Source organism: Candidatus Zixiibacteriota bacterium (assembly GCA_040753875.1).
In the GTDB taxonomy this organism is placed as follows: Bacteria; Zixibacteria; MSB-5A5; order GN15; family FEB-12; genus DATKJY01.
Genome location: JBFMDV010000020.1, coordinates 1 through 24135, shown reverse-complemented (window position 1 = coordinate 24135; position 24135 = coordinate 1). Strand labels below are relative to the sequence as shown.

The 24135-nt window shown below is 55.5% G+C and carries 21 protein-coding genes and 1 tRNA gene; 11 read left to right on the top strand and 11 right to left on the bottom strand.

Annotated elements, in window-relative coordinates; translation table 11 throughout:
* Positions 1 to 19: 19 nt before the first annotated feature.
* The 5 genes from AB1644_06740 to AB1644_06720 all read left to right on the top strand — a co-directional run bounded on the left by AB1644_06740 (position 20) and on the right by AB1644_06720 (position 7148).
* Positions 20 to 871, top strand: coding sequence for a toast rack family protein (locus AB1644_06740; protein ID MEW6050744.1), 852 nt, complete (start codon positions 20 to 22; stop codon positions 869 to 871).
* A 210-nt stretch (positions 872 to 1081) separates the two neighbouring features.
* Positions 1082 to 2449, top strand: coding sequence for a trypsin-like peptidase domain-containing protein (locus tag AB1644_06735; GenBank protein MEW6050743.1), 1368 nt, complete (start codon positions 1082 to 1084; stop codon positions 2447 to 2449).
* A gap of 4 nt (positions 2450 to 2453) precedes the next feature.
* The gene (locus tag AB1644_06730; GenBank protein ID MEW6050742.1) at positions 2454 to 3899 is read left to right on the top strand and encodes a PDZ domain-containing protein; all 1446 of its coding nucleotides are present in this window, start codon (positions 2454 to 2456) and stop codon (positions 3897 to 3899) included.
* A gap of 614 nt (positions 3900 to 4513) precedes the next feature.
* Positions 4514 to 5368, top strand: a complete 855-nt coding sequence (locus AB1644_06725; GenBank protein MEW6050741.1) for a T9SS type A sorting domain-containing protein — start codon at positions 4514 to 4516, stop codon at positions 5366 to 5368.
* Positions 5369 to 5450: 82 nt separating this feature from the next.
* A complete protein-coding gene (locus AB1644_06720) occupies positions 5451 to 7148 on the top strand; it encodes a serine/threonine-protein kinase (GenBank protein ID MEW6050740.1) in 1698 nt (565 codons plus the stop codon).
* A gap of 23 nt (positions 7149 to 7171) precedes the next feature.
* On the opposite strand, the gene AB1644_06715 is transcribed toward AB1644_06720, so the two are convergent.
* The 8 genes from AB1644_06715 to AB1644_06680 form a co-directional block, all read right to left on the bottom strand.
* Complete coding sequence (locus AB1644_06715; protein MEW6050739.1) at positions 7172 to 8065, bottom strand: DUF3078 domain-containing protein; 894 nt, start codon at positions 8063 to 8065, stop codon at positions 7172 to 7174.
* Positions 8066 to 8158: 93 nt separating this feature from the next.
* Positions 8159 to 8617 carry a large conductance mechanosensitive channel protein MscL gene (gene mscL / locus AB1644_06710; protein MEW6050738.1) on the bottom strand — a complete coding sequence of 153 codons (459 nt, stop codon included), beginning with the start codon at positions 8615 to 8617 and terminating at the stop codon, positions 8159 to 8161.
* Positions 8618 to 8783: 166 nt separating this feature from the next.
* On the bottom strand, positions 8784 to 9605 hold the full coding sequence (gene panB / locus AB1644_06705; GenBank protein MEW6050737.1) for a 3-methyl-2-oxobutanoate hydroxymethyltransferase: 822 nt from the start codon (positions 9603 to 9605) through the stop codon (positions 8784 to 8786).
* Complete coding sequence (locus tag AB1644_06700; GenBank protein MEW6050736.1) at positions 9595 to 10278, bottom strand: deoxynucleoside kinase; 684 nt, start codon at positions 10276 to 10278, stop codon at positions 9595 to 9597. Before AB1644_06700 ends, panB begins: the two co-directional genes overlap by 11 nt.
* Positions 10259 to 10768, bottom strand: a complete 510-nt coding sequence (gene folK / locus AB1644_06695; protein MEW6050735.1) for a 2-amino-4-hydroxy-6-hydroxymethyldihydropteridine diphosphokinase — start codon at positions 10766 to 10768, stop codon at positions 10259 to 10261. The genes AB1644_06700 and folK overlap by 20 nt, the downstream gene beginning before the upstream one ends.
* Before the next feature lie 18 nt (positions 10769 to 10786).
* Positions 10787 to 11179, bottom strand: coding sequence for a dihydroneopterin aldolase (gene folB, locus AB1644_06690; protein MEW6050734.1), 393 nt, complete (start codon positions 11177 to 11179; stop codon positions 10787 to 10789).
* Positions 11176 to 12360 (bottom strand): aminotransferase class I/II-fold pyridoxal phosphate-dependent enzyme, encoded by a 1185-nt coding sequence (locus tag AB1644_06685; protein ID MEW6050733.1) that lies wholly within the window; start codon positions 12358 to 12360, stop codon positions 11176 to 11178. Before AB1644_06685 ends, folB begins: the two co-directional genes overlap by 4 nt.
* A gap of 11 nt (positions 12361 to 12371) precedes the next feature.
* Positions 12372 to 13025, bottom strand: a complete 654-nt coding sequence (locus AB1644_06680; GenBank protein MEW6050732.1) for a class II aldolase/adducin family protein — start codon at positions 13023 to 13025, stop codon at positions 12372 to 12374.
* A gap of 225 nt (positions 13026 to 13250) precedes the next feature.
* On the opposite strand from AB1644_06680, the gene AB1644_06675 reads away from it, so the two are divergent.
* Both AB1644_06675 and AB1644_06670 read left to right on the top strand, forming a co-directional pair.
* Entirely contained in the window at positions 13251 to 14741 is a 1491-nt protein-coding gene (locus AB1644_06675; GenBank protein ID MEW6050731.1) for a trypsin-like peptidase domain-containing protein, read from the top strand.
* A gap of 100 nt (positions 14742 to 14841) precedes the next feature.
* Complete coding sequence (locus AB1644_06670) at positions 14842 to 15696, top strand: sigma-70 family RNA polymerase sigma factor (protein ID MEW6050730.1); 855 nt, start codon at positions 14842 to 14844, stop codon at positions 15694 to 15696.
* 102 nt (positions 15697 to 15798) lie between these two features.
* On the opposite strand, the gene AB1644_06665 is transcribed toward AB1644_06670, so the two are convergent.
* The gene (locus AB1644_06665) at positions 15799 to 17112 is read right to left on the bottom strand and encodes a glycosyltransferase family 39 protein (GenBank protein ID MEW6050729.1); all 1314 of its coding nucleotides are present in this window, start codon (positions 17110 to 17112) and stop codon (positions 15799 to 15801) included.
* Positions 17113 to 17277: 165 nt separating this feature from the next.
* Here AB1644_06665 and AB1644_06660 point away from each other — a divergent pair, with 165 nt between their 5' ends.
* Positions 17278 to 18003 (top strand): glycosyltransferase family 2 protein, encoded by a 726-nt coding sequence (locus AB1644_06660; protein ID MEW6050728.1) that lies wholly within the window; start codon positions 17278 to 17280, stop codon positions 18001 to 18003.
* Positions 18000 to 18962 carry an NAD-dependent epimerase/dehydratase family protein gene (locus tag AB1644_06655; protein ID MEW6050727.1) on the top strand — a complete coding sequence of 321 codons (963 nt, stop codon included), beginning with the start codon at positions 18000 to 18002 and terminating at the stop codon, positions 18960 to 18962. Before AB1644_06660 ends, AB1644_06655 begins: the two co-directional genes overlap by 4 nt.
* 92 nt (positions 18963 to 19054) lie before the next feature.
* Here the strand turns inward: AB1644_06655 and AB1644_06650 are convergent, their stop codons facing one another.
* Together AB1644_06650 and AB1644_06645 are read right to left on the bottom strand one after the other, a co-directional pair.
* Complete coding sequence (locus tag AB1644_06650; protein MEW6050726.1) at positions 19055 to 20938, bottom strand: arabinofuranosyltransferase; 1884 nt, start codon at positions 20936 to 20938, stop codon at positions 19055 to 19057.
* Positions 20939 to 21040: 102 nt separating this feature from the next.
* Positions 21041 to 22012, bottom strand: coding sequence for a D-glucuronyl C5-epimerase family protein (locus tag AB1644_06645; GenBank protein MEW6050725.1), 972 nt, complete (start codon positions 22010 to 22012; stop codon positions 21041 to 21043).
* A gap of 208 nt (positions 22013 to 22220) precedes the next feature.
* Here AB1644_06645 and AB1644_06640 point away from each other — a divergent pair.
* Both AB1644_06640 and AB1644_06635 read left to right on the top strand, forming a co-directional pair.
* Positions 22221 to 22304: transfer RNA gene (locus AB1644_06640), tRNA-Leu, on the top strand.
* Positions 22305 to 22608: 304 nt separating this feature from the next.
* Positions 22609 to 24012 carry an SdrD B-like domain-containing protein gene (locus AB1644_06635; GenBank protein MEW6050724.1) on the top strand — a complete coding sequence of 468 codons (1404 nt, stop codon included), beginning with the start codon at positions 22609 to 22611 and terminating at the stop codon, positions 24010 to 24012.
* Positions 24013 to 24135 lie beyond the last annotated feature (123 nt).

The following is a 24135-nucleotide window of genomic DNA, read 5'->3' as shown; positions in this document are numbered from 1 at the left end:
AAGAGAAAGAAGGACCGGCATGTGGCGAGCGATTTTGTCGCTGTTCGTGGGGGCGACATTGGCTTCCGGCGCAGTCGGCGGCGCGCTGGAGCACAAAACGGAGACGGTTGTAATCCATGGGGCGGATCGGCTTTCGATGAACTGTTCATTTGGAGCGGGGGAGCTGATCATCAATCCGGGAGATATCCCTGACGCGGCGCGTCTGAATGTTGCCTACGACCCTCGTCGGGTCGATTATGATGTCGAGTATGAAGTCAAAGGCTCCACCGGCTATCTGCGGCTGGACAGCGAATGGAAACGCCACCGCAATGTGAACACCAATGACAACCGGTGGGATCTGGTGTTGCCGCGGAAGTACCCGCTTGACGCGAAGTTCGAAATAGGCGCGTGTGACGCCGAGATCGACCTGGGTGGGTTATCGTTGACGGAGTTGAAGCTTGAAGTGGGGGCAGCATCCGGGACGATCGACTTCTCGAGGCCGAATCCGGAGCGTCTGCGCGAGATGAGAATCGAGGCGGGCGCATCAAGCCTCAAATTGATCAACCTGGGGAACGCGAATTTCGAGTACCTCAAGTTCTCCGGCGGCGCCGGCTCCTTCGATATGGATTTCCGGGGCGAGTACCACGGCGAATCCGAAGCCAAGATCGAGATCGGTCTGGGCTCCGCGGACATCATCCTGCCGAGAGGGTTGGCCGTTCGGGTGGAGACTGAAGACGACAACTGGTTTTCCTCGGTCGATATCGACGGTGGCGACCTTGACAAGGTGTCAGACGACGTATGGGAAACGCCTGACTTTGAGAATGCGAAGGACCGCCTGGTTATGCGCCTGGATGTCGGCATGGGGTCAGTCGATTTTCGTTGGAAGAAATGACCTGCGATTTGTCCGTATGAGGCCGCCTTGCCGGGCGGCCTTTTTGTTTGCCACATGCCGAACGCCGTGCAAACGCAAAGAATGGCCTTGCTGAAGATTAGAAGAACATCCTATACTCTCGCTTTGCCGGCGGTCGATGACGGCCGTTTGAACCAAATGGTGATGCCGATGTTATAAGCGGCGGAAAGCAGGAATGTAGATTTGATCAGAATGGTGAAGATAGTCGGTTTCCTCGTCGGTCTTGCCTGGAGCAACGCGACCGCGGTCGGATTGACGACCCAAAATGAGTTGTATATGGCCAGAGACCGGGTGCTCCCGGCGTTGGTGCACGTGCAACCGGTCGTGAAGGACTACCACACGGGGGAATTGAAGAAGCAGGAAGTGATAGGGTCGGGCGTGATCTTTCACCGCGACGGTTACGTCGTTACCAACTATCATGTCGCCGGCAAGGCAGTACGGATCATTTGCACGCTCAGCGACAAGGAACAGGTGTCAGCTCAGTTCATCGGCGGGGACCCGCCGACCGATATAGCCGTCATCAAGTTGAATCTGAACGAATACAAGGGAAAACTGCACGTGGCGGAGTTTGGCGATTCCGATTCCTTGCAGGTGGGCCAGTATGTTATGGCCATGGGTTCACCCCTCTCATTATCGCGAACGGTCTCGGCCGGCGTCATCTCTACGAAAGACCGGTACTTTTCCTCTGATGTGCGGCTCCCTACCGGCGAGCAGACGGGTATTTACAACCTGTGGATCCAGACCGATGCCGCCATCAATCCGGGCAATTCGGGCGGTCCGCTGGTGGACATGACGGGTCGCGTTATCGGTATCAACTCTCGCGCCACAATGTTTGCCAACAATCTCGGGTTCGCCATTCCGATCAATATCGTGAAAGAAGTCACGCAGGCGATCCTCTTGAGTGGGCGGGTGACACGCAGTTGGATTGGCGTTCACTGCCAGGCACTTCAGGAGTTGGAGAACTATTTCGGTACCAACGGCACCTCGGGGGTGCTGATCGCGTCGATCGATGGCGGCTCTCCAGCTGAGGCGGCTCTTTTGAAAGCCGGAGACGTGGTGGTGGAAATGGATGGGCAGCCGGTTTCGGCGCGGTTTGTCGAGGAGTTGCCGGCATTCTACAAAAAGATCGCCAGCAAAAAGCCGGGTTCCGTGATCGATTTCCGCGTGCGGCGCAACGACCAGGAATACTCCGTACGTGTGACCACCAAGGCGCTGGGGGATCTGCAGGGCGAGGACTTTGAGTGCGCCGGCTGGGGATTCACGGTGAAGGGACTGACGCGCCAGATGCAACTCGAGAATCAACTCAAGGATACAATCGGTGTCTTTGTCACGGGAGTCAAACGGGTCGGCGCAGGGGACCAGGGGGGATTGCGGCCCGGCGATGTTATAGTAAGTGTCAACAAGCAAGATGTGAATACACTGCCGGAATTCGTGCAGTGGTACAATGAACTGGTCCAGCAGGGAATGGAGAAAGTGCTGCTGGCGGTCCGACGCGGGGGAGCCAATCGACTGGTGGTCGTGAAGGCGGAAAGGAAATCAGGTGCTGAATCGAATGAATAGGGTCATGCCGAGGCGAGGGTTCGGCTCGGCTGGGCTCTTGACTGCCCTTGTTCTGACGCTTGGCGTCTCGCAACGAGGTGCTGCCCAGAATTTTGAGTTTGATCGGCTGCAGCAGATGGTCCGCGAATTCACTGTTATCATGAAGATCAAAGTTGAGATATCGATGGGCATGCAGACCAATGAGCAGGAGCAGCGAGTATTGGGTACCGTTGTCTCCGAAGATGGCTTGGTTGTGTTCGACGGCAGTTTCCTTTCCACCGAGCACCCCTTTGCCGCCATGTCAGGGTTCACCATGAAAACCACGCCCACGAAGATCGAGGTGAGCACCTTCGCCGGCAAGAAGTACTCGGCTGAGTTCGTCGGTATCGATCGGTTTACCAAGCTCGGTTTTGCCCGCATTACCGGGGACACTGCCGGTCGCTTCAAACCGGTTAGGTTTACCTCCAACCTGCAATTCAAAGTCGGTTCCTGGCTGGCACTTTACATGCTCCTGCCGGAGTTCGTGAACCCGCCGATTGCAGCGGACATCGGAATGATCTCAACCATAGTTGAGCAGCCGGAACGATTCCCACTTACGGTCGGGTTCAACCCGACGGAAATGGCGGGCGTGCTTTTCGACGACCAGTTAGTCCCGGTGGGTGTCCTGGGAGCACTTATGGACCCGGGTTCGGTGAACACCGATGCCGGCGGCATGTTGGAGTCCTTTAACCAGTTCGATATCCCGATGCTTGGGGTGGTGACCGGCGAGCGTCTACAGAAGATGATTGCGGCGCCGCCGCGCAAGGGAGAGGAGGACCGCGCCTGGCTGGGGATCACACTGCAAGCACTCACCAAGGATATAGCGGAATTCCTTGGTGTGACAGCGCCCGGAGGGATAATCGTTAACGACGTCATGAAGGGCTCTCCGGCCGAAAAGGCAGGTTTGCTGATTGGGGATATCATCTATGAATTAAACGGCCAACCGATGGACATCGACTCAGATGAGAAGCTGCCGGTGTTCCAGCGACATATCGCTGAAATGGCGCCGGGAACCTCGATCGAATTTACAGTCTATCGTCCACATGACTTCGGGATCGATACGCTTCGGATCCTGGCTACCCTTGAGGCGGCGCCGCTGACGGCCACCGACGCGCCGGAGTACCAGAGCAAGTCGCTCGAATTTTCCGTGAGAAACCTGGTGTTCTCCGATTACATGGCGTTCAACGTCGATGTCGGCAGTCTGCAGGGAGTGGTGGTATCGGAACTCAAGCCCGGCGGCCTGGCCTCGGTAGGCGGATTGCAGATCGGTGATGTTCTCCAAAAGATAGGCACGACCACGATCAATTCGATCGATGATGTGAAAGCGGCAGTTGAAGCCATTGAAAGCGCGCTTCCTCGAGAGGTGATCTGTTTCATCTGGCGTGACAACAAGACCATGTTCGTCAATATCAAGACCGATTGGAATCAGTAAGGCTGGATTTCCGCGTGCGCGGAAATGACACAACGAGAGAACGGCAGACAGAGGATCGCGCTCCGTCTCCGCTCAGTGCGTCACGCCAAGGCAATTATGCAGTGAAGAATCCCACTGCAAGCCTGTGACTGCGCTCAGGACAACTTTGATTGGTCCCAGCGTTTTGACCCACAGCTCAAGTGCGTCACCCCACCGAAAGCTGTGGGCCAGTCAACCGCTGGGGCTGGATGCCAGCGTACGCTGGCATGACATTATGCATCCGATGTCGGGTTTCTCGGTCGAATCGACCTCGGACCCCGACCTACCATTCTGAACCTCGCATTTGCATGTCATTTCCCATAAGCACGCTATTGCGCACGACAGTTCTGCCTTCGAGTACCTGTTTCTAACAACCCCGCTGGCGCCTGACTGTTACGCTTTCATGTAACCTACTGTGTAGCAAATTGTTACGCTGATAGCTGTAGTCTCGCGATGCTGGGACCGCTAAAACTTGCAGCATCGGAACGGTGGCATACTCTTTGCGCAAGGAAGGTATAGCGCCTGGTATTAAGAGAAATCGGCGTTGAGCAAGTTGTGAACAAGTGCGTGATGAGTATATTGAAAGGATGGTTGGTATGAGGTCGTTAACGAAGTCGCTTGTACTGCCGCTTCTGGTGTTGGCAAGCGGCGCCGCTTTGGCGGTGCCGCCGCCATACGATGGGGTGGTTTCAGTAGACACGATTCAGGTCCAGCCGGGCAATAAATTCAACTTGGGTGTTACCCTAACCAACAACAACATAGGCATCGCGGCGTTGTCGATTCCACTGAAATTTGCAAGTCCGGAACTATCTCTTGATTCCGTATCGTTCATCGGCTCGCTCTTGCCGGCCAGTTTCACTGGAACTGCCATAATTGATCCGAGCGCCCATACGGTTCATGTCCTGTATATTCCACCGTTTCAAAATCCAATTCCCACGATAACCGATCCGAGCGGGTTGATCTGCCGTCTCTTTTTCAGTCTGAGCGGCAACGCGCAGTCAGGGGTTGTCCCGATCGACTCCATCAACCTCGATTCGATTGTCGTGATGGGTCCAGATACGATACACTACTGGGATCAGAGCAATTTCAGCGATGACCAAGGGACTGCGTATTTCCCTGCCTTCTCGGCCGGTTACGTGCGTGTTATGGTGCCGACAGCGCTTGGGGATGACAAAGGCCTGCTTCCCGAGGAGTTCGCTCTTGGCCAGAACTACCCGAACCCATTTAACCCATCCACGGTGATCTCCTATGCTCTCCCCCGAGCCAGTCACGTCACGCTGGAGGTCTTCAATGTACTGGGCCAGCGGGTGGCGACATTAGTGGACCGTCGGGTAGACGCTGGGGTACATCAGGTTACGTTCGATGCCTCGCGTCAACCGAGCGGCGTCTACTTCTACCGGCTGACTCATGATTTGGGTTCGGAAACGAAAAAGATGATCCTGGTGAAATAAACCATTAGGTCATTACTGCCGATTTAGTAAGGGATAGCCGCTCAAGCGGTTATCCCTTTCTTTTTGGTTGGTTGGAGCAACGATGGCGCAGGTAGTTCAGGACGATAGGACAGTCAAGATCGGGGATTACGTGTTGACCGGAAAGATCGGTCAGGGCGGCATTGCCGAAATCTACAAAGGGCGCCAGGAATCACTCAATCGCGATGTTGCGATCAAAGTCCTTTCCGGCAAGCTTATCAACGACCCCGACATTGTCAGACGTTTCGAACGAGAATCGTTGGTTATCGCCAAGCTGAGCCACCCCAATATCGTGCACATTATCGACCGGGGAAAAGCGGGCGGGCGGTACTATTTCGTCATGGAGTATGTCGACGGTGCCTCGTTCCGCGAAGTGATCGATTCTCAGAAGATCCCGCTCAATGTCAAACTGGATGTGGTCGTTCAGGTGTGCAAGGCGCTCGATTATGCGCACAAGAATGGCGTGGTGCACCGCGATATCAAACCGACCAACGTGCTGATCGACCGCCAGGGGAATGCCCGCGTCGCGGATTTCGGCATCGCGCAGATCGTGGGGATGCCGGACACCGAAGTAACCTCCGGCGATGTCATTATGGGAACGATGGCGTATATGTCGCCGGAGCAGAAGATCAGCTCGACCAATGTCGACCAAACAACAGACCTGTATTCGCTGGGAATCATCATCTACGAAATTCTGACCGGTCGCAAGCCGCAGGGAAGGTTCAAACTGCCCTCGGAGATCAACTCCTCGCTGCCATCGGCCTTCGACACAATCATTCAGAAGTGCCTGGCGCAGGAACCGAAGGACCGGTATCAGACGGCGGTAGAACTCAAAGATGCCCTGCTGGAGATCATGGGTGGGGCGCGGTCGGGACTGCCCAACGATGATACCTCAGTCTCCGGTGCAGACTCGTTCATCGGTAACTGTCGGTATCTGGATACCATCAAGGAAAGTAAGTTTGGCTCGACCATTTTGGTCGAGAACAAAGCGAACAAGAAGCTGTACATCCTGAAGAAACACAGCCGGGGGGAGCAGGGACGTAAAGAAGCCAAGCTGCTGAAGTCCCTCAAACATGTGAATATCAACCCGGTCTTCGGCGCCGGGGGAGACAATAAATCCACTGTCATTATCTGTGAGTATGCGCCGGGTGGGTCGTTGGCCGACCGGATGGTTCGGGTGTATCCGTGGCGCAAAGCGATGGAAGTAGTGGTGCAGATCGCCCGCGGACTGGATTTCGCGCACAAGAACAACATCATTCACGGCGACGTTCGTCCGTCCAACGTGCTGTTTGATACCGCCGATGTGGTCAAGCTGACCGACTTTGGGATGCCGGCTCATTACAACGGCACCGGCAAGAGAAACTGGTACATGGCGCCGGAACGGAAAGTCTCTAAGGCCGCCGATATCTATGCCGTTGGCGTTATCCTGCATCAATTGCTGCTTGGGAGGACACCGGAATATGACCCGCGCGACAATCTGAATTTGGGCGAAGCGCAGCGTATGCTACCCGAAGGGGTCACGTCAATCCTCGAGCGGCTTCTGGCTGTCAGGGTAGGAAACAGGTACCAGAGTTGCGAGCAAGTGCTGATCGATTGGGAGGAGTTCCTCCGCGCGATTGACGAGCGCGAACATTCGCCGATCGAGGAGCCGGAAGAGGCAGCAAGGCGGAGAGTACCGATCTGGGTTCTTGCCGTTGGCGGCATCAGTATCCTGGTGATTACACTGCTGATACTCTATCTCAGCGGTGTGATCGGACACTGAGCCCGCACACGAGCGTACGAACTTCACGCCAGCTTGAACGCGAAGCCTATCCCCAGCGTCTCCTTGAATCGTCCCTTGTAGCTCACCTGTCTATCATAGAGGATCTGCGTGTAAAACGTCACGGCGACGATCTTCGTGACGTTTGCCGACACCAGGTTCTCCAGGTTGATATCAACTGCTTTCCAGTCATTCTCAAACGGTGTCCCCTTGACTTTGCTGCTCTCCGAAAAGTAAAGCGCCTTGTAGAGAGAAAGCTTGCCGACATAACGGAGGTTTGAATTCAAGGTCAGAGAAATGTCGGTCACGGACTCAAGACCACCATCGGTGAAGGTCGTATCCACCGTTGCGAATGAGACCGTATCCAAAATGTCCTTCTTGAGAATCTGCCGAAGTGCAAACCCGAGACGGCTGGTTATCTGATCATCTTTCTTCGCCTGATAGAAACGCCGAGCCAGACCGGCCGATTCAGTTAGTTTCACGGGAGACAGATACGCTTTCTTCTGCGGATGCAGCGGCGTGTAGAACTGGCTTTCCAAGCGGAATGCGGCGTACGGATCGACGAACTTATTGAACGTGAAACGGCCAAGGTTTTCCCAGTCGATCAGGTCGGTGGACTTCTTTGGCCTGGACCAATCTTTGCTTTGTTCATCCTGGGTCATCGTCTGCCCGAACGACAGTTTGAGCGTAGCGCGGTAATTGAACCAGCTCTTCATCTGGCGCTCAGCGCCGCCATTGAGATTAGCTACCCAGTTGAACGACCCAGCCTCCCCGCCGACCCAGGAGTCGGAGTACGAAGTTTGCGTGGTCGTGACATCGACAAGCAGCGATTTGCGCCAGCCGATCACGGTGGAATCCTGAGCACTGGTCGGAAGAGAAGTAAGTGCAACCAAACCGAAGGCTAGAATGGCAGATTTCATGACAGTGACACTCCTTTGACGTAGACATCACATCCAAGCGGGAATGCGGCAATCATTGACCATGCGTGGCACAGTGACCGCCTGCACTGCACATCACGCCGAAGCCGCTAACTCCGACGTACAGTGAGCGCATCGAGTGGCCTTGATAGAAATCACCGACAGGCAACGCGGGCATTCCCGGGTCGTCGGCACCGCGGCCGGCGATTCAGCTTTGCGTTTGAGCCGGTTCATCGCGCGGATGATCATGAACACGGCGAATGCAACGATGACAAAGCTGATGATCTTGTTGATGAACAGTCCGTAATTGATGGTTACGGCACCTGCTCCCTGAGCCGCTGTCAGTGATGAATACGGTCCGGGCGTGCTGCCGTCCTGCAGCACGACAAACAAGTTGGAGAAATCGACATTGCCCAGCAACAGCCCGATAGGCGGCATGAGAACATCACCAACAAGCGACGTCACGATGGAGCCAAAGGCCGCGCCGATAATGATACCGACCGCCATGTCCATGACGTTGCCGCGCATGGCAAACTCCCGGAATTCCTTCAACATACATACCTCCAGCCATTTGAGTTGTTTCGTGTCCTGGGGAAGACGGTGTCTTCCGCATATTCTCCCGGGACCTGCCCGGTGAGATTTGCAAATCGACAAGTCTGCTCAACTTAGTCAAGCGGATTGAATCCTGTCAACAAGAATTGGCCTGAGCAGCCGAGCGGAATCAATACGACTCTTCTTTGGAAGGGTAGTTGCCTCGGCGGACATCCTCGATGTATCGGCGCACGGCGTCACTAATGGCAGCCGACAAGTCGGCATACTGGCGGAGGAATTTCGGTTTGAAATCCGGTTCCCGCAGTCCCAGCAGGTCGTTGGTGACCAGCACCTGGCCGTCGCAATTCGGACCCGCCCCGATACCGATGGTGGCTGCGGTCTGAAGGGCCGCCGTTATCTCGGTCGCTATCGATGTTTCAATTAGTTCGAGCACAATTGAAAAACAGCCGGCTTCTTCCAAAGCGAGCGCCGATTCCATGAGATACGCCTTGGAGCGTTCTTCGCGCCCTTGCACTTTGGGGCCGCCGAACCGGTGAATTGACTGCGGCGTGAGGCCGATATGTCCCATCACCGGGATACCGCATTCGATGACTCGCTTGATCGTCCCTGCCATTTCAATCCCTCCTTCGATCTTGACAGCCTCAGCGCCCCCCTCCTTGAGAAAGCGACCGGCATTGAGAATGGCGGTTTTCCGTGACGGCTGAAATGAGAGGAACGGCATGTCGGCGATGATCAGCGCCCGCTCCGTCCCTCTGGACACCGCCGCCGTGTGGGCGATCATCACGTCCATGCTGATCGGCAGCGTGGAATCGAATCCATGGATCACATTGGCCGCCGAATCACCGACCAGAACCGCATCAATCCCGGCCTGGTCCATTAGTTTGGCCACAAAGTAGTCGTACGCCGTGAGAACCGCGATCTTCTCTCCGTGCGCCTTCTTCGTGACGAAGCTGTTCACGGTACTCTTCTTGCGGGGTCGATTAACCGACATAATCCTGCTGCGGTCTGGTTTTGAGGTCGCCGGCGGGGGAATAATATTTCTTGCCGACCATCGGCTTGCGTATCTGGTCGATCAGATCATCGAAATGCTCCGGCGTGTGCACGAAGTCGATATCGTCCGTCTTCACCACCAGCAGGGGTGTCTCGGTGTAGTGGAAAAAATAGTAATCATACGCCTTGTTAAGGACCTCGAGATACTCCTGATCGATGGTTTTTTCGAATGCAAAATTGCGGCGGCGAATGCGGTCAAGCAGTATGCCGGTGCGCGCCTGCAGATAGATCACGAGGTCGGGGCGGGGGATATCGCGGGTCAGAACCGGGGCGATCTTGTTATAGAGCACTAATTCCCGTTCGCTCAGAGTGACGGACGCGAAGATGGCGTCCTTGGCATAGAGATAATCCGCCACGATCCGCTGAGCGAACAGGTCTCGCACCACCAGTTGCTGTTGCTGCTGAAATCGAGAAATAAGGAAATAAAGCTGGCAGGGGAAGGCGTACCGTTTGCGGTTCTTGTAGAAGTCTACCAGGAACGGATTCTCGAACACCTCTTCGTTCAGAATCTCCGCGCCGATCCGTTCGGCGAGCATCCGGGCGAAGGTGGTCTTGCCGACGCCGATGACGCCCTCGACTGCAATATATCTGGGCTCAGCGGTTTCCTGCGACATGGTCCTTGTACAGCAGCACTGATTGGCGATCCCGATCTTTCAGGTAATCCGCAATCGGTTTATGTGTGACAGGATGAACAACCATGGGGTCGAGTTCTAACAAGGGAATCAGCGCGAAGGGACGGTGCAAAAGCTGCTTGTGCGGTATAGTCAGTTGTTCGCTCGTCGATACCGTTTCGCCAAACAGCAGAATATCGCAATCGAGCGAGCGGGACATTTTGCGCCCTTTGTCGGAACGGCCGAGTTCCTGCTCGATCCGTTCTGTTTCGCGCAGAAGTTCCATTGGAGTGAATTGGTATTCTCCTTTGATGACCTGATTGAGAAACGACGGGTTCTCGCCGACCATGTCCACCGCTTCGGAGATGTAGATGCTCGACGCAGCGATCAACTCGAACCCTTCAAGTGATTCCAGTCGCGTTGCGGCGGCGGCAAGGTTTCGTTCGCGATCGCCGATGTTGGAGCCCAGAAGCAAATAGACGGTTTCAGCCATTGAAGTACCTCATCATACTCATTTTGTCGGATTGGTCAACTTGGTAGTATCTCCCTGATACCGCGTGACTTCCACCTCAATATGTTTCACGTGCCCGGCGATCGGCGGATGCAGCTTCCGGACTTTCAAAGTTACCCGATACGCCGGAAACTTGTCAAGGACTATCGAGGCCAGATGATTCGCCAGCCGCTCCAACAGCGCGAACGCCGTACCCTCCACGACTTCCTGTATCGTGGCATGCACCTGGCTGTAGTCAATGGTGTCGCGCAGGCTGTCGCTGTGACCGGCATCAGACAAGTCGAGCTCCAGTTCGCAATCCACTTCAAAGACTCTGCCGGTCTCTTTTTCGGCGGTAGTCACGCCGTGGAAGCCGTAAAACGACATGCCGACCAGGCGAATAACATCTTTCATGCCTCCCCCTTTCGCCCATGGAGCAGATCCAGGCGCCGCTTGATGCGGGCGGCGGCATCGCCGTATGTCTTCGCGTCGCGCGTCAGTGACATGCGGATATATCCCTGTCCGGTCTCGCCGAATGAGGTGCCGGGTGCAACAAGAATCCGGTACCGACGGTACAGCAGACGAGCCAATGTCCCGGCGTGAGCGCGGCGCTGGATGCGGCACCAGATGAACGGTACGGCGGCGCCTCCGACGGTTTCCAGCGACAGCAGTTCGAGCAATCGCGACGCCTCTGCTGACGTCTGCGCGCATTGTTGACGCACCGATTTGATGGCGGCGTTCGGATACTGGCGGATCGCTCGGTGGGCCATTTCCACTACCCACGAGGGTATTGTTACCGGCAACAGACCAGATGCGACTTCGAGCCCCGCGATGACCTCGCGATTCCCCACAGCGAACCCAAACGGCAGGTGAGGGAGACCGAACTGATACGAGAGAGAATACAGTTCGACTGCGACGCGACGCCCCCCCTCGACGGCCAGTGTCGAAACCGGTGCACGACCGGCGATCGACTGGTAAGCGGCATCGTTGACGATCAGCAGATTTTCCTTTCCTGCCTGCCATATCAGTTCCCCGAGATCCTTGGGGGTTAATTCGCCGCCGGTGGGATTGTGCGGCGAATTGAGAAACAGTATCCGGGCGACATGGCCGACCCGGCTGCCGACCCGGCTGAAGTCCGGTGACCAGCCTCTCTTTTGGGAGATGCCATACGTCACCGGCTCACCTCCCGCAGCGATGATCGCTTTTCGGTACATGGGCACACCAAGCTCCGGGACAAAGGCCAGGTCTCCGTTATCGATATAGGCCAGCGAAAGGGCGAGAAGCATATGCGTGATGCCACCGCCGACATAGACTTCTTTTGTACTGGTCAGGCGAGCCTGAGCGTGTGTTTGCATCCAGGCCAAAATTTCTTCCTTCAGGCCGTCAATTTCAGATCTCGACGCCGGCCGCAGCCGTTCCCCCTTGATCACTACGTCATCGTCAAACTCGACCGGCCAGGCGAACGTTGCCAGGTCCAGTAGGTCGGGTCTCCTGATCAGCCCGCGCTTGGGGACAAGGGAGGCAAACGAGAGAATGTCCGGCGGCATCTTGAAGAGCCGATTGGCCCGGTCGATCACGACTTTCTTCACCAACATGGCGGCGGCTCCTACCGGTCTGAGCCCTGTTCGAGTTTCAGGCGGAGTTCATCCAGACGAGCGAAGTCCTCCTGGGGGATCCGACCTACAGTGCCCAGTTGGCGGGCCAAATGCAGTATCCGGGCATAATGCTCGACCGTCTCATGGCGGAGGTACGCTTCCTCAAGCGTTCGGCCGATCGTCAACAGGCCGTGGTTGCGGAGGAGAAAGGCGTTGTGGTCGGCAATGAATGGGGCGATGGCATCAGGTACGGCTGATGTCCCCGGAGGCGCGTATTCCGTCAGGGGAATTTCACCGACCGTGACCACAACTTCCGGCAGAACGTCAAAAGGGAGTTCTTCGCCGGCTACCGCGAACGACGTGACATAGGGCGGATGAGAGTGCACGCAGGCCGATATGTCCGGACGAGACTTGTAGACAAACATGTGCATGGCGGATTCACTTGAGGGACTTCCTTTACCGGTCAGTTTGACTCCGTCCAGGTTAACCGTGATTATTTCCGCTGTAACCAGGTGCCCTTTGGCCTTCCCGGACGGGGTTATGAGGACACGGTTATCCGGCAGGCGGACGGAGATGTTTCCATCCGCTCCGGCCACCATCTGGCGCTCGGCGAGTCTTTGGCCGATCTGGACAATTTGTTGTCCAAGTTCCTGTTCAGTTGCCATCAAAAAGTCAACCTAACCGCTTTCTCAAGGGATGTCAATAAGTTACCCGGTGGGGTAGAGAAGCGTTGGGGCGAAGCGCTCTGTAGAAAGCAGAAAAAAAGGCTGAATCATTATCTGGGCCAAGACGTTATAAGGAGAGAATACCGGGTGAGGCCTGGTATTTTGGGCTTGACAGGCCCCTTAAGGAATAGTAAAATATGAGGCTAAACCCGTTGGAGGCAATTCTTGAAGGACCAGCTTATTCCCCCCGACAGGCATAATCCCCGCCGGTTCGGCGTTGCGACAGTCTTTACCGTCGCGCTATTGAGTGTCGTGATTGGAATTGTCGTCGCGTCACGGTTCGATTTGCCGCACCCGGCGGAGGCGCAGGTGCCGACCAACATCGCTCAGACCGGGCTGTACCCCATTGTAGACCGTAACGGCGAGCAGGAATCTCCGTTCGTGGGCGTTGTTGACCGGGTGAAAGATGCGGTGGTGAACGTTGCGGCGGTGACTGAAGATGAACAGCTCCCGTGGTGGTATCATGGCGGCGGCTTCGGTACTTCTTCCGGCTCTGGATTCTTCTTTCGCGAGGACGGTTACATTCTGACCAACAGCCACGTGGTGCGCGGTTCCCGCCAGGTGACGGTCAGGACCTCGTCCGGTTATGAATATGACGCCAAGGTTGTTGGGATTGACACCGCCACCGATCTGGCGGTTCTCAAAGTGGATCCGCAGGAAAAAGTAACAACAATACCGTTTGGGGATTCCGAAGGTATCAAAGTGGGCGATTGGGCGATAGCTATCGGTAACCCGTTCCCGCAGCAGGGCCTGGACCGGACGGTGACAGTCGGTGTTATCTCGGCGAAGGGGCGCTCCAATCTGCGATTCGGGGACGAGACGCCGCTGTTTCAAAACTACATTCAGACTGATGCCTCGATCAATCCCGGTAACTCCGGTGGGCCGCTGTTGAATCTCCGCGGCGAGTGCGTAGGGGTCAATTCGGCGATCTCAAGCCCCACTGGATCCTCAGTGGGGATCGGGTTCGCTATCCCGATCAACCTGGCGCGCGCCGTGGTTCCTGACCTGATCGCGAGCGGCAAGGTGAGCCGTGGGTGGCTGGGCGTGTGGCTGTCAAATGTGACCGAGCGCCAGGCCAAACGTCTTGGATTGAAAGCCGTACAAGGGGTGGTGATCGATTCGGTCTTTTATGGTTCGCCGGCTGAACAGGCCGGTATCCGCCGCGGCGACGTAGTGGTGGCATTCAATAACGAAGAGGTCCAGAACAGCAATCAGTTTGCTGTGTTGGTCTCTACCGTAAAGAGCGGTGCGAGTGTCCCGGTACAAGTTATCCGAGAAGGGAATGAAATGACGTTGACGGCGACGGTGGCAGACCGTGATGCCTCGCTGGCATCGGCGTCGGTCGGACGCGGCGGCCGCGATCAGATGGCGCTCGACTGGATGGGGATGGAATTAGTCTCGTTTACCGAGGACATGGCCCGCCAGATTGGAATCAAACCCATCGCCGGGCTGTATGTAAACCGCGTATATAGTGGATCAGCGGCTGACCGGGCGTCCATAGCCGAGGGGACAATCATCACACAGGTGAGTGGTGCTGAGGTCGGTTCAATAGGTGACATTAAACGACTCGAGACTCGCATTGGGAAAGGGGCTCGGGTACCGCTGATAGTGTTGGAGCCGGACGGTACGATCGCACGGAAGGTGCTGCGTCCGTAGGATGAAATGACAAGGGAAGAGCACGTTGTGCGGCCTTCGGGAAGGCGGCCGGTCAGCGTGGAAACCGTTCGTATCTTTGAAAAGGAGAGAGTTGTAACACGTGGCTAAACAATCCCTAAAATATCGCGACGAGGACCGGTCGCTCGACCTGTATCTTCGCGAGATCGGGGAAACACCTCTCATTACTGCCGATGAGGAAGTGCGGCTGGCGCGACGTATCAAGCAGGGCGACAAGAAGGCCCTGGAGAAATTGACCAAGGCCAATCTGCGCTTCGTCGTTTCGGTAGCCAAACAGTATCAGAATCAGGGTCTGTCCCTGGCCGATCTTATTAACGAAGGCAACATCGGCCTGATCAAAGCGGCCAAACGGTTCGACGAGACCCGCGGATTCAAATTCATCAGCTATGCTGTCTGGTGGATCCGACAGGCGATACTTCAGGCGTTGGCGGAACAGAGCCGCATTGTGCGACTGCCGCTCAACCGAGTTGGCACTTTGCACAAGATCGGTAAGATCTCCAGCCGTTTGGAACAGGGATTGGGTCGTGAGCCTTCGCCGGAGGAGATCGCCAAGGAGTTGGAGCTCTCCGAAGGAGAAGTGTCCGACACGCTGAAGATTTCCAACTCGCACTTATCCCTCGATGCGCCGTTTTCGGTGTCGGAGGACAACTCGCTGATTGATATCCTCGAGGATGAGTTTCAGCCATCCCCCGATGAAGCGCTGCTCACGCAATCACTGAGGGTAGAGATCGAGAAAGCGCTCGATACGCTCACGCCGCGTGAAGCCGAAGTGATCAACCTGTATTTTGGGTTGAATCATGAGAAGGCGCTCACACTGGAAGAGATCGGGGCGCGATTCTCGCTGACCCGCGAACGAGTGCGACAGATCAAGGAGAAGGCGATTCGTCGCCTTCGCCATGCCTCGCGCAGCCGTTCGTTGCGCGCGTATCTGAACTGACAACACCGACAATGCACACGTTAAGACCGCCTCGCATGAGGCGGTTTTTTTTGGTATGCCAGCTCATGGGCCTGTGCTGAATTCGGAGATCGTTTCGACTTGTCAATACTGATTGGCGGAACGCGAGCGTCTTATCAAACGAGCGATTCCACGAAAAGTTGAAACGACAAAGTACGCGGTGAGAATACTCCAGGCCATTTCAGCGGGATAGTGAAGTCGTGAACCTTGGGAAAAGCTGAATCCGGCGATGAAGGTGAAGTATGCGTAGGTCGTACCGAGGAGCATGGCCGCAAGGTATTGCCTGCGAGCAATCATTATGACAAGTCCGATAAAACTTGCGGCAACGATCAGATAACCGAGCCACGTTACCATGACGCGATCCTCCAGAATGGTAAACCAGCGGAGGGAAGGTATCTGTTGGTACAAGAAGATGTTGATGTTGCGGATGTTGTCCTTCAGCGCGGCGAAGTACGCATCGAACATCCAGCCCGGGTGCTCGCGAAGTACCCTTATGACGCGCTGTCTCGCCAGGCCGTATGCTTCCTTGGGGGGAAGGCTGTTGTCACCGTCCTCGATGGACCAGGTGAGTCCGAGTTGGCTCATGTTGCTGCCGGGAGTGTGGGAGCCGACGGCAAGCGGCAGAAGGTAAGAACGCAGTGACATCACACCGTTGGTGCCAAATGTATACAACCCGTGCACCTGGCGGTTTCGCCAGGACCAGGAAGCGACCATCAGAAGCATGATAAGGACGGTCACGCTGGCCGTGCGGACGAAATGGCGCCGCGAGCAGAATGTGGGCGGACGAGGTGCCAGCAGGATGAGCGCGGCGAAGAGGTATAACCACGGTTCACCGGCCGATCGCACATACGCACCCCAGGCACCAAGCGCGCCGGCAGCAAGGAACCACTGAAATCGCGCCGTTCTGATTCCATTGGTGAAGGCGAGAATGGCTGCAGCGTGTATGGTGAAGAACGGCTGATCGGTCAGAATTTGACTGCTGAGCGCAACTGATGTGAGTGAGACGGCACTGATTGCGCCCGCCACCAGTGAAACGAGACGGTTTTCGAACAAACTCTGTGCGATCAAGTAGATCAATACGGGGGCAAGACTGCCGAGGAGTATATTCAGTGCTACCGGGGCGATCAATCCCGGGCCGAATATGGCTTTGACGGCGGCCAACATCATGCCGTACCCAGGACCCACTTTGAGCAAGCTGGTCGAGGCGTGCCACTGACCGGACAGAAAGCTATCGGCAATTGACTGGTAAAAGGTTGAGTCCGGTGAGTATTGACACGCCGAGATTAGTCCCACATCTCTGATAGCGAGCACGAAATAGATTATACGAAGGATCAGCGCCGCCCCCCACAGAAGCCAGAGATCCAACAAATATCGGGGTGATGAGTTGGATGCGGTCATGGTTACAATCATCTCCGTTCAACAGCGCGCTGCCAAAATAGAAACACTGGAACGTATTGACAAGCGGCAAAGCGGTACCTACAATAAAGCCAATGGTACGCCATGTCTCACGAGCAGCATCCAAAAGCTAATTCTCAGGGCGATGATTTGTTCGGGCGAGTTCATATGGCCGGTCGCTGTAGCGTACTCTGTGTCCTCCCCGCATTCAACGAGGAGGGGAAGATTGGTCGAGTGGTACACAAAGTAACTGCCGTCGGTTGTGTGGATCGGATAGTTGTTGTCGATGACTGCTCAAACGACCGGACTTCCGACGAGGCACGTCAGGCGGGCGCTCATGTCATTCGACATGAGGTGAATATGGGGGTGGGGGCAGGGATTCGAACCGGGCTGTACTACGGGAAGCAGAACGGATTCGATATTGCCGTCATCATGTCCGGCGATGATCAGCACGAACCGAGTGAATTGCCGCCAGTGCTGGATAAGCTCTGCGAAGACAAGCGCAATTTCGTACAGGGCTCCCGTCGATTGAAAGGCGGCAAGACAGTCAATGGGCCGCTGTTTCGCGAGATCACCACTCGCCTCTATTCGCTAATGTTCACGATTCTGACGGGTCACCGCATCACCGATGGCACCAACGGGTTCCGCGCGTTTTATCTCTCTATTCTCGATGACCCTTGCATCAAGCTCAATCAGGATTGGCTGAACACGTATGAGCTTGAGCCATACTTGCTGTACAAAGCGGTCACATCGCATACGGTCAAGGTGATCGAGATGCCAATCACGGTGTATTACCATGGCTTGCCGCAGCAGTATACGAAGATGAAACCGTTTCGCGACTGGTGGCGACTGGCGCGGCCGCTGATTTTCCTGAGACTGGGGATACGAAAATGACTGAACTGAGACTTGAAGGGAAACGAGTACTCATCACCGGAGGAGCCGGGTTTGTAGGCTCCAATGTTACCGAGCGGGTGGCGCGGGCAGGTGGCAGAGTGACGGTCCTTGATGACCTGTTCACCGGCAGACTCGAAAATATCGATGCTGGTATCGAGTACCGTTTCGTGCGGGGTTCGGTGACTGATTCCGAACTGGTGTCGAAGCTGGTGAGAGAGTCCGATTACGTGGCCCACATGGCGGCGCGGAATATTATCGTCTCCACCAAGAATCCGCGCGAGGATTTCGCCACCAATATCGGCGGTACGCTTAATGTGCTATTGGCGGCCAAAGAACATGGCATTGAGCGGATCGTATACACGTCATCAGCCTCTGTCTATGGCAACCCGCGCATAATTCCGATCAATGAGGACGAGCGCACGATCACGTTCTCTCCATATTCAGTTTCGAAGCTGGCCGGTGAGAACTACTGTTTCGCATTCTACGAATCGTATGGTGTGCCGGTGACAGCCGTGCGGTACTCAAATGTCTATGGTCCCAAACAAGACCCCACGAATCCCTACTGCGGTGTGATTTCGAAATTCATGGATGCCATCCACAATGGCCAACGCCCGCAAATACACGGCGACGGTCAGCAAACGCGAGATTTCACGTACGTTGATGACGCGGTCGATGCCACGCTGGTGGCGATGCTTTCACCCAAGGCAGACGGCATGGTGTTCAATCTGGGGACCGGCACGGAGACACGGGTTGTGGAACTGGTCGCGATGTTGACCAGGCTCATGGGGAGCAACATCGTGCCGGAGCACATCGACCGTCGCGATATCGACAATATCCGTCGACGGGTGCTGAGTATCGAGTTGATCCGAACGCGCCTTCGCTGGCAGCCACAGGTGGGACTTGAAGAGGGGTTGCGTCGGACGGTAGAGTGGTTCCGGGGACGGAAAGAGATTATTTGACCCGCTTGAACGCCGGGATTTGAGGAGTCCCCCTGGCTCCGGTATTTTCTACAATCGCGTGTTCTCTCTGAACCTTTGTGAGGAACGGTTGTCTAGTCGCGTAAGTGGGCGAAAACTGCCGGGTAACGATCTTTGATGCGTTGATCCAAATTTATACCTCTGGGCGGCGCGACCAGCTCGTACATGCCCTTCTCGTGTCGCTTCACGAAGATGCTCGGTGCCGTGGCGATGTCGGCTGTATAGGTGATAATAGTGGTCTTGCCAATTTCATTGAAGGCTGCCTGATAGAGCGTTTGTTCGAGGCGTTTGGTATCCTTGTTGACTGGCAAATAAACGTAATCGACTCGGTCATATCGGTTGTACGCCAGTGCATACGCCAGTAGTTCCGGCTCGACGATCTTGGCCGCTTCCCTTAAGAACGCTTCTCTCCGGCTGTAGCGCCCGCCTGTGTGGGCGGTCATGTTGTTATATGGAATGAAGAGATAGTAGGGGCGATAACAAGCTTCGCGATAATTGTTGGTCAGGAAGACTCTTGCGTGCGTGTCAACTGAATCGAACACTGCCAAGTCCTCAACGGGAACCCGTTGTCCAACCGCATTGCGATACTTCTCGGTATTGATATCCTCCGTATGAGCGTTGGCGACCACAACGGCACCAAGGAGTCCGATTCCCACGATGCCTCTGCGTACGTTGGGGTGCGAGGCCGCTTTCTCCCATACTTCGATTACTCCCAATGCGAGCGGGGCGGCCACGAAGACGTGAGCCAGTTCAATTACCTTTCGAGATTGGAGCGACTTGCTGGCAAAATTGTAAATTCGATCTAACTGAATCGTCAGAATGCCGCCTGCAAAGAAAAGCGGCAACTTCCCTCGGCCGAGTCGGTCCCATAAGTAGAACGCAGAGAAGACACCAACGTATATCCAGAGCGATTCGAATGACACTGCGCGCCATTGATCGGTCAGGTCCCCATGGTGGCTATTCCACCACAGATGCTGCATGGATTCGGAGCCGTATCGGAAGATGCTGATGATCAGCGGCAGCCAGTAGATCGATGTCAGCGCCATTACACCTACCATCAGAGTCAATTTGTGTTTAACATCGTTCCAGACCGACGACCAGGAGCGAGTGGTCAGGAAGCGGTATCCCAGAGTCACCGGCACCGCCGCCAAGGCCATGAAGAACCAGTAGTAGTAGATGAGAAACAGGGCGGCGCCAATCAGAGCTCCGGAAACATATTCGCGCGTAGTGAAACGAATCGGCTCGGAGGGAGAACCCTTTCCCCCTTCGAAGTAGTGCAGCCACCAGGGGAGGAAAAGGCCGGCGGTGATGTTCTCGTAATAGGTCCAGTCCATGTATTTGTAGGCCAAGAACAGAGTTGCCACGACCACTGCCGCCGCGGCGACGGGTGTCACGAGCTTCCGCCAGGAAAAGTAGAGCAGCCACGGATACACGAGGAAAATCAGCAGATAGCCATACTTGATTGTTTGATAAGCTTCTATTTGGAGGATTTTCGCGTAAATTGCCATCAACCAGAACCAGCCAGGTGGATAAAAGCTGGGGAGATCTTTGAGGTACCAGTCCTGAAACGGGCTAATGTAGGCCATTATCTTGCAGATCTCAGCGAGGCGGTTCCCATTATCCCCCCAATGGCCGTTCATGCCGTATTCCGTACCCTTGAATAACAGTCCGTAGAGAATTACAAAGTACGTGCTGACAAGAAACACGGCCCAGGTAGGCGCTGACGGGGACCGCCTGCACAAATAGAGCACCGCCGCACTGATAAGCACCCAACCGATAGACCAGAACTTGGCGCGAAGTAGGTCTATCAAGTGTGCTTCAGCAGTGTATTCTCTTATGGCGTGGCGGCTAAAAAGGAAGAGTCCGGCTACTGCGAGGATTACTTCGAGAGTGGGGAACAAAACTTGCGGCTGTAAGATCAGCCCGATCGAGCTTGTTCTGTTGTGAGTTTGTTCCATCCCTGAACTAAATCAGAATAATTTCGCAGGCAAATCTACTCCGTTTCGTACCTTTCCACAACAACTTTGTATCCGCAGTATTAGTGCAACGCTACTGCCCCGCTACTGCCCCGCCACGTCCGATTCGAAGAGCCTGGCCATATCCTCAAAATACTGATCGCCCGTGATTCCGGCCAGGTAGTGTAGCTGGTTGCAGTGGAGAGCATGGTAACCGTCGGAGGCGATCACGCGGTGCCCGAGGCAATAATAGCTCCGAAGGCCAGGTCGCCGGAATTCAGGGAGATATCTCTTAAGTGTCGTCAGGCTCAGTTCGTAGATGCTCTTTGCCCGTCCTGTGCCGGTGACGCGGTAGTAATCATAGACTCCAAAAACGGCGGCAATGAAGCCGTTCAGTGTCTGATCCATGCCGTTTTCGAGCGGGTACTCCTCGATCCAATAGTACCGGTCGGAGTCAAGCTGGGCAACCCAGCGGGAATTTTGCAGGTGGAGATGTTCCAATGAGACAAACACGCGGTTTGCGAAGTCGAGGTACGAGCTATCCTGTGTTACCTCAAACAGCCGTACCAGCACCTCAAGAAACTCCCCCTGTGCCATTCCGGAAAACCAGGGGGATTCACAATGATTGCGGGAATCTCCGTGGACGTTAAAAGGGAATTGATAGGAGGCAAAGGCGGCACTGTCCTGAAATTCGCACAGCTGCATCAGCTTGCGGGTGGTTCGTTCGGCACGTCCCAGAAAGAACGTATCACGAGTTTGAAAGTACGCGGAAATAAACCCAAGCGTGCGGTGACACAGATTGACGGGGTGGTAGCACGCAGCGCCGTAAAACAAGGACATCTCGATCCCATCGCTATCGACCGGTTCAAGAAAGCTCCGGCACGACGAGATGTTGGCGTTCATAAAAGGGAGTTTTTCAAAGGGAAGGGCAACAAACCCCTGCGGATCGTGGCGCGCTAAGGCCAGGTCCTGGACGGGGGGTGGGCCTACCGAGTTGACGGCGAGCCGGTCACCGGAACTGCAACTCAACAGGACGGCCACGGCCACAACGCAAGGTAGCAGGAACCGTTTTGCCAAACTGCATCGGCCGCAAGGCATAGTGATCTTCCGTACAACGTGAACGTTTGCTGTCATTAAGGTAGTTTTTTGTAACTCCGCAGTCAACCAGTTCACGGGAATCGACCTTGGGTGCAGGCTGCCAAAAATGCCCTTGATTTCAAAGACCCCCTGCCTATATTCTGCCTGCCGGCGGCCTCCTCGACGGTCTCCGGCTATCAGTCTCGACGCCGAAGTGGTGAAATTGGTAGACGCGCTGCGTTCAGGGCGCAGTTCCTGCAAGGGAGTGGGGGTTCGAGTCCCCCCTTCGGCATAAGAAACCTGGACCTTCCTTTAGGTTCTTTCTTGACAATTCCCGCACGTACGTTATTTTAGATTCGCAACTTCACTGTGGCTTTTTGGGGGCCACCCTCGGGTTTGATCGTGCAGTCTACGCGGTCGACTCGCCGAGTCACGTAGCCCTGAAACACGGGCTGATTTTAATTCATGGGATCGCGGCTACCGGATACTGGGGTCTATTACGGTCAGTTAGCAAGTGCAGGGCGCCTCTTATGCTCGGCTGGTGCCGTCCGGGGCGTAGCTGAAGAATGTCCCAACTCAATAAAAGGAGTCACAGTATGTCCAAATTCAACAAATTGCTCGCCCTGCCGCTTGTTGTCGGATTGCTGGTGGCAGGTTGTTCGCAGCAGCCTACCCAGCCAAACGACCCCAAGCTCCTGACCCGAAACCTGTCCGCGGCGGTCACGGTCAATTCGGCTACTTTGTGGGTCTATGTATTTGACATTAGCCCACAGGAAGTTCGTGTCCATCGCGCCACCTCGCCGTGGGATGAAGCAACGGTCACGTGGAACAATTTCGCCGGGGCTTATGCCACAGATGTTTTCGGTACCTTCACTCCCGATGCTATCGGCTGGAGATCAGTCGATGTCACGGCCCTCGTTCAGGGCTGGCTGAATGGTACGTATCCGAACTATGGTTTCCTGCTTGAAGAGGGACCGTTGGGTCTCGCCTGGTACCATAGCAGTGAAGGGACCGACCCGGCGCTGCGCCCTAAGTTGGTCATTTGCACTCCCGATTGCGTGACCATCCAGCGGGGTCTGCTCGGGACGGTGGCCGACGCCGCCATCTATGCCAATTTCCCCAACACCGCTTTTGGTGCTCAGCCCCAGTTGGTTACCGGCCAAGTCAGTGACCTTGAAAAGCAGAGTCTCATTCGGTTTGAGATGCCTCAGATTCCTGAGATTGCTGCAATCGGGGATTTTGTCTGGCACGATCTGAATTTGGACGGCATCCAGGACGTCGGGGAACCTGGAATTCCCGGGGTGACCGTAAGGCTGTATGATTGCGGCGGCCAGCTGGTTGGCACGACGTCCACAGACGTTAACGGGTACTACTTATTCGGCGATCTAACGCCGGGTTCGTATTTCGTTGAATTCGTTCTGCCGTCGGGCTTCGTGTTCAGCCCGCAGGATCAAGGGGCGAACGACGCTGTCGACAGCGATGCCGATGTCACGACCGGTCGGACTATCTGCACCACGCTTGAGGGTGGAGAGACCGATCTCACCTGGGATGCGGGCATGTACAGAGCGATCGGCTGTGATCACACCATTGGCTACTGGAAAACCCATGCCGGGTTCGGTCCGCAGGCCGATGTTGTTACGCCGCTACTGCCCATCTGGCTCGGTACGGCCGGTGGCGCCAGCAGTATTCACGTGACCAACGCGGCGACTGCCGTGGCAATACTTGACCAGCACACCTATGGTGAGCCGTCGAACGGCATAACGAAACTATATGCCCAGCTTCTGGGCGCCAAACTGAGTATCGCCAGTGGCGCTGATGGCTCTGCTGTCGCCTCAACCATTGCCGCTGCGGACGCGTTCCTGGCCAGTTTTGATTGGAATGCCTGGGGCAGCTTGTCGCACTCATTGAAGAACAGCGTCAACACTTGGCAAACCGCGCTCGACAACTACAACAATGGCCTTATTGGCCCAGGCCACTGTGACGAGGTTCCGGTCATCTAGTGTATTGAGTCATTAATGTCTATCATATTATTTGTCTTCTGCGTATCTTTGGTAAACCATATACTGGAGGATACCATGCGTAGAGGACGGCGATTGATGCCGTTGAGATTGTCTCCACCCGAG

Excerpts from the sequence above, each read along its gene's own strand:
- AB1644_06740 (MEW6050744.1), top strand. The coding sequence starts at position 20 with ATGTGGCGAGCGATTTTGTCGCTGTTCGTGGGGGCGACATTGGCTTCC.
- AB1644_06735 (MEW6050743.1), top strand. The coding sequence starts at position 1,082 with ATGGTGAAGATAGTCGGTTTCCTCGTCGGTCTTGCCTGGAGCAACGCG.
- AB1644_06730 (MEW6050742.1), top strand. The coding sequence starts at position 2,454 with ATGCCGAGGCGAGGGTTCGGCTCGGCTGGGCTCTTGACTGCCCTTGTT.
- AB1644_06725 (MEW6050741.1), top strand. The coding sequence starts at position 4,514 with ATGAGGTCGTTAACGAAGTCGCTTGTACTGCCGCTTCTGGTGTTGGCA.
- AB1644_06720 (MEW6050740.1), top strand. The coding sequence starts at position 5,451 with ATGGCGCAGGTAGTTCAGGACGATAGGACAGTCAAGATCGGGGATTAC.
- AB1644_06715 (MEW6050739.1), bottom strand. The coding sequence starts at position 8,065 with ATGAAATCTGCCATTCTAGCCTTCGGTTTGGTTGCACTTACTTCTCTT.
- mscL (MEW6050738.1), bottom strand. The coding sequence starts at position 8,617 with ATGTTGAAGGAATTCCGGGAGTTTGCCATGCGCGGCAACGTCATGGAC.
- panB (MEW6050737.1), bottom strand. The coding sequence starts at position 9,605 with ATGTCGGTTAATCGACCCCGCAAGAAGAGTACCGTGAACAGCTTCGTC.
- AB1644_06700 (MEW6050736.1), bottom strand. The coding sequence starts at position 10,278 with ATGTCGCAGGAAACCGCTGAGCCCAGATATATTGCAGTCGAGGGCGTC.
- folK (MEW6050735.1), bottom strand. The coding sequence starts at position 10,768 with ATGGCTGAAACCGTCTATTTGCTTCTGGGCTCCAACATCGGCGATCGC.
- folB (MEW6050734.1), bottom strand. The coding sequence starts at position 11,179 with ATGAAAGATGTTATTCGCCTGGTCGGCATGTCGTTTTACGGCTTCCAC.
- AB1644_06685 (MEW6050733.1), bottom strand. The coding sequence starts at position 12,360 with ATGTTGGTGAAGAAAGTCGTGATCGACCGGGCCAATCGGCTCTTCAAG.
- AB1644_06680 (MEW6050732.1), bottom strand. The coding sequence starts at position 13,025 with ATGGCAACTGAACAGGAACTTGGACAACAAATTGTCCAGATCGGCCAA.
- AB1644_06665 (MEW6050729.1), bottom strand. The coding sequence starts at position 17,112 with ATGACCGCATCCAACTCATCACCCCGATATTTGTTGGATCTCTGGCTT.
- AB1644_06660 (MEW6050728.1), top strand. The coding sequence starts at position 17,278 with ATGGCCGGTCGCTGTAGCGTACTCTGTGTCCTCCCCGCATTCAACGAG.
- AB1644_06655 (MEW6050727.1), top strand. The coding sequence starts at position 18,000 with ATGACTGAACTGAGACTTGAAGGGAAACGAGTACTCATCACCGGAGGA.
- AB1644_06650 (MEW6050726.1), bottom strand. The coding sequence starts at position 20,938 with ATGGAACAAACTCACAACAGAACAAGCTCGATCGGGCTGATCTTACAG.
- AB1644_06635 (MEW6050724.1), top strand. The coding sequence starts at position 22,609 with ATGTCCAAATTCAACAAATTGCTCGCCCTGCCGCTTGTTGTCGGATTG.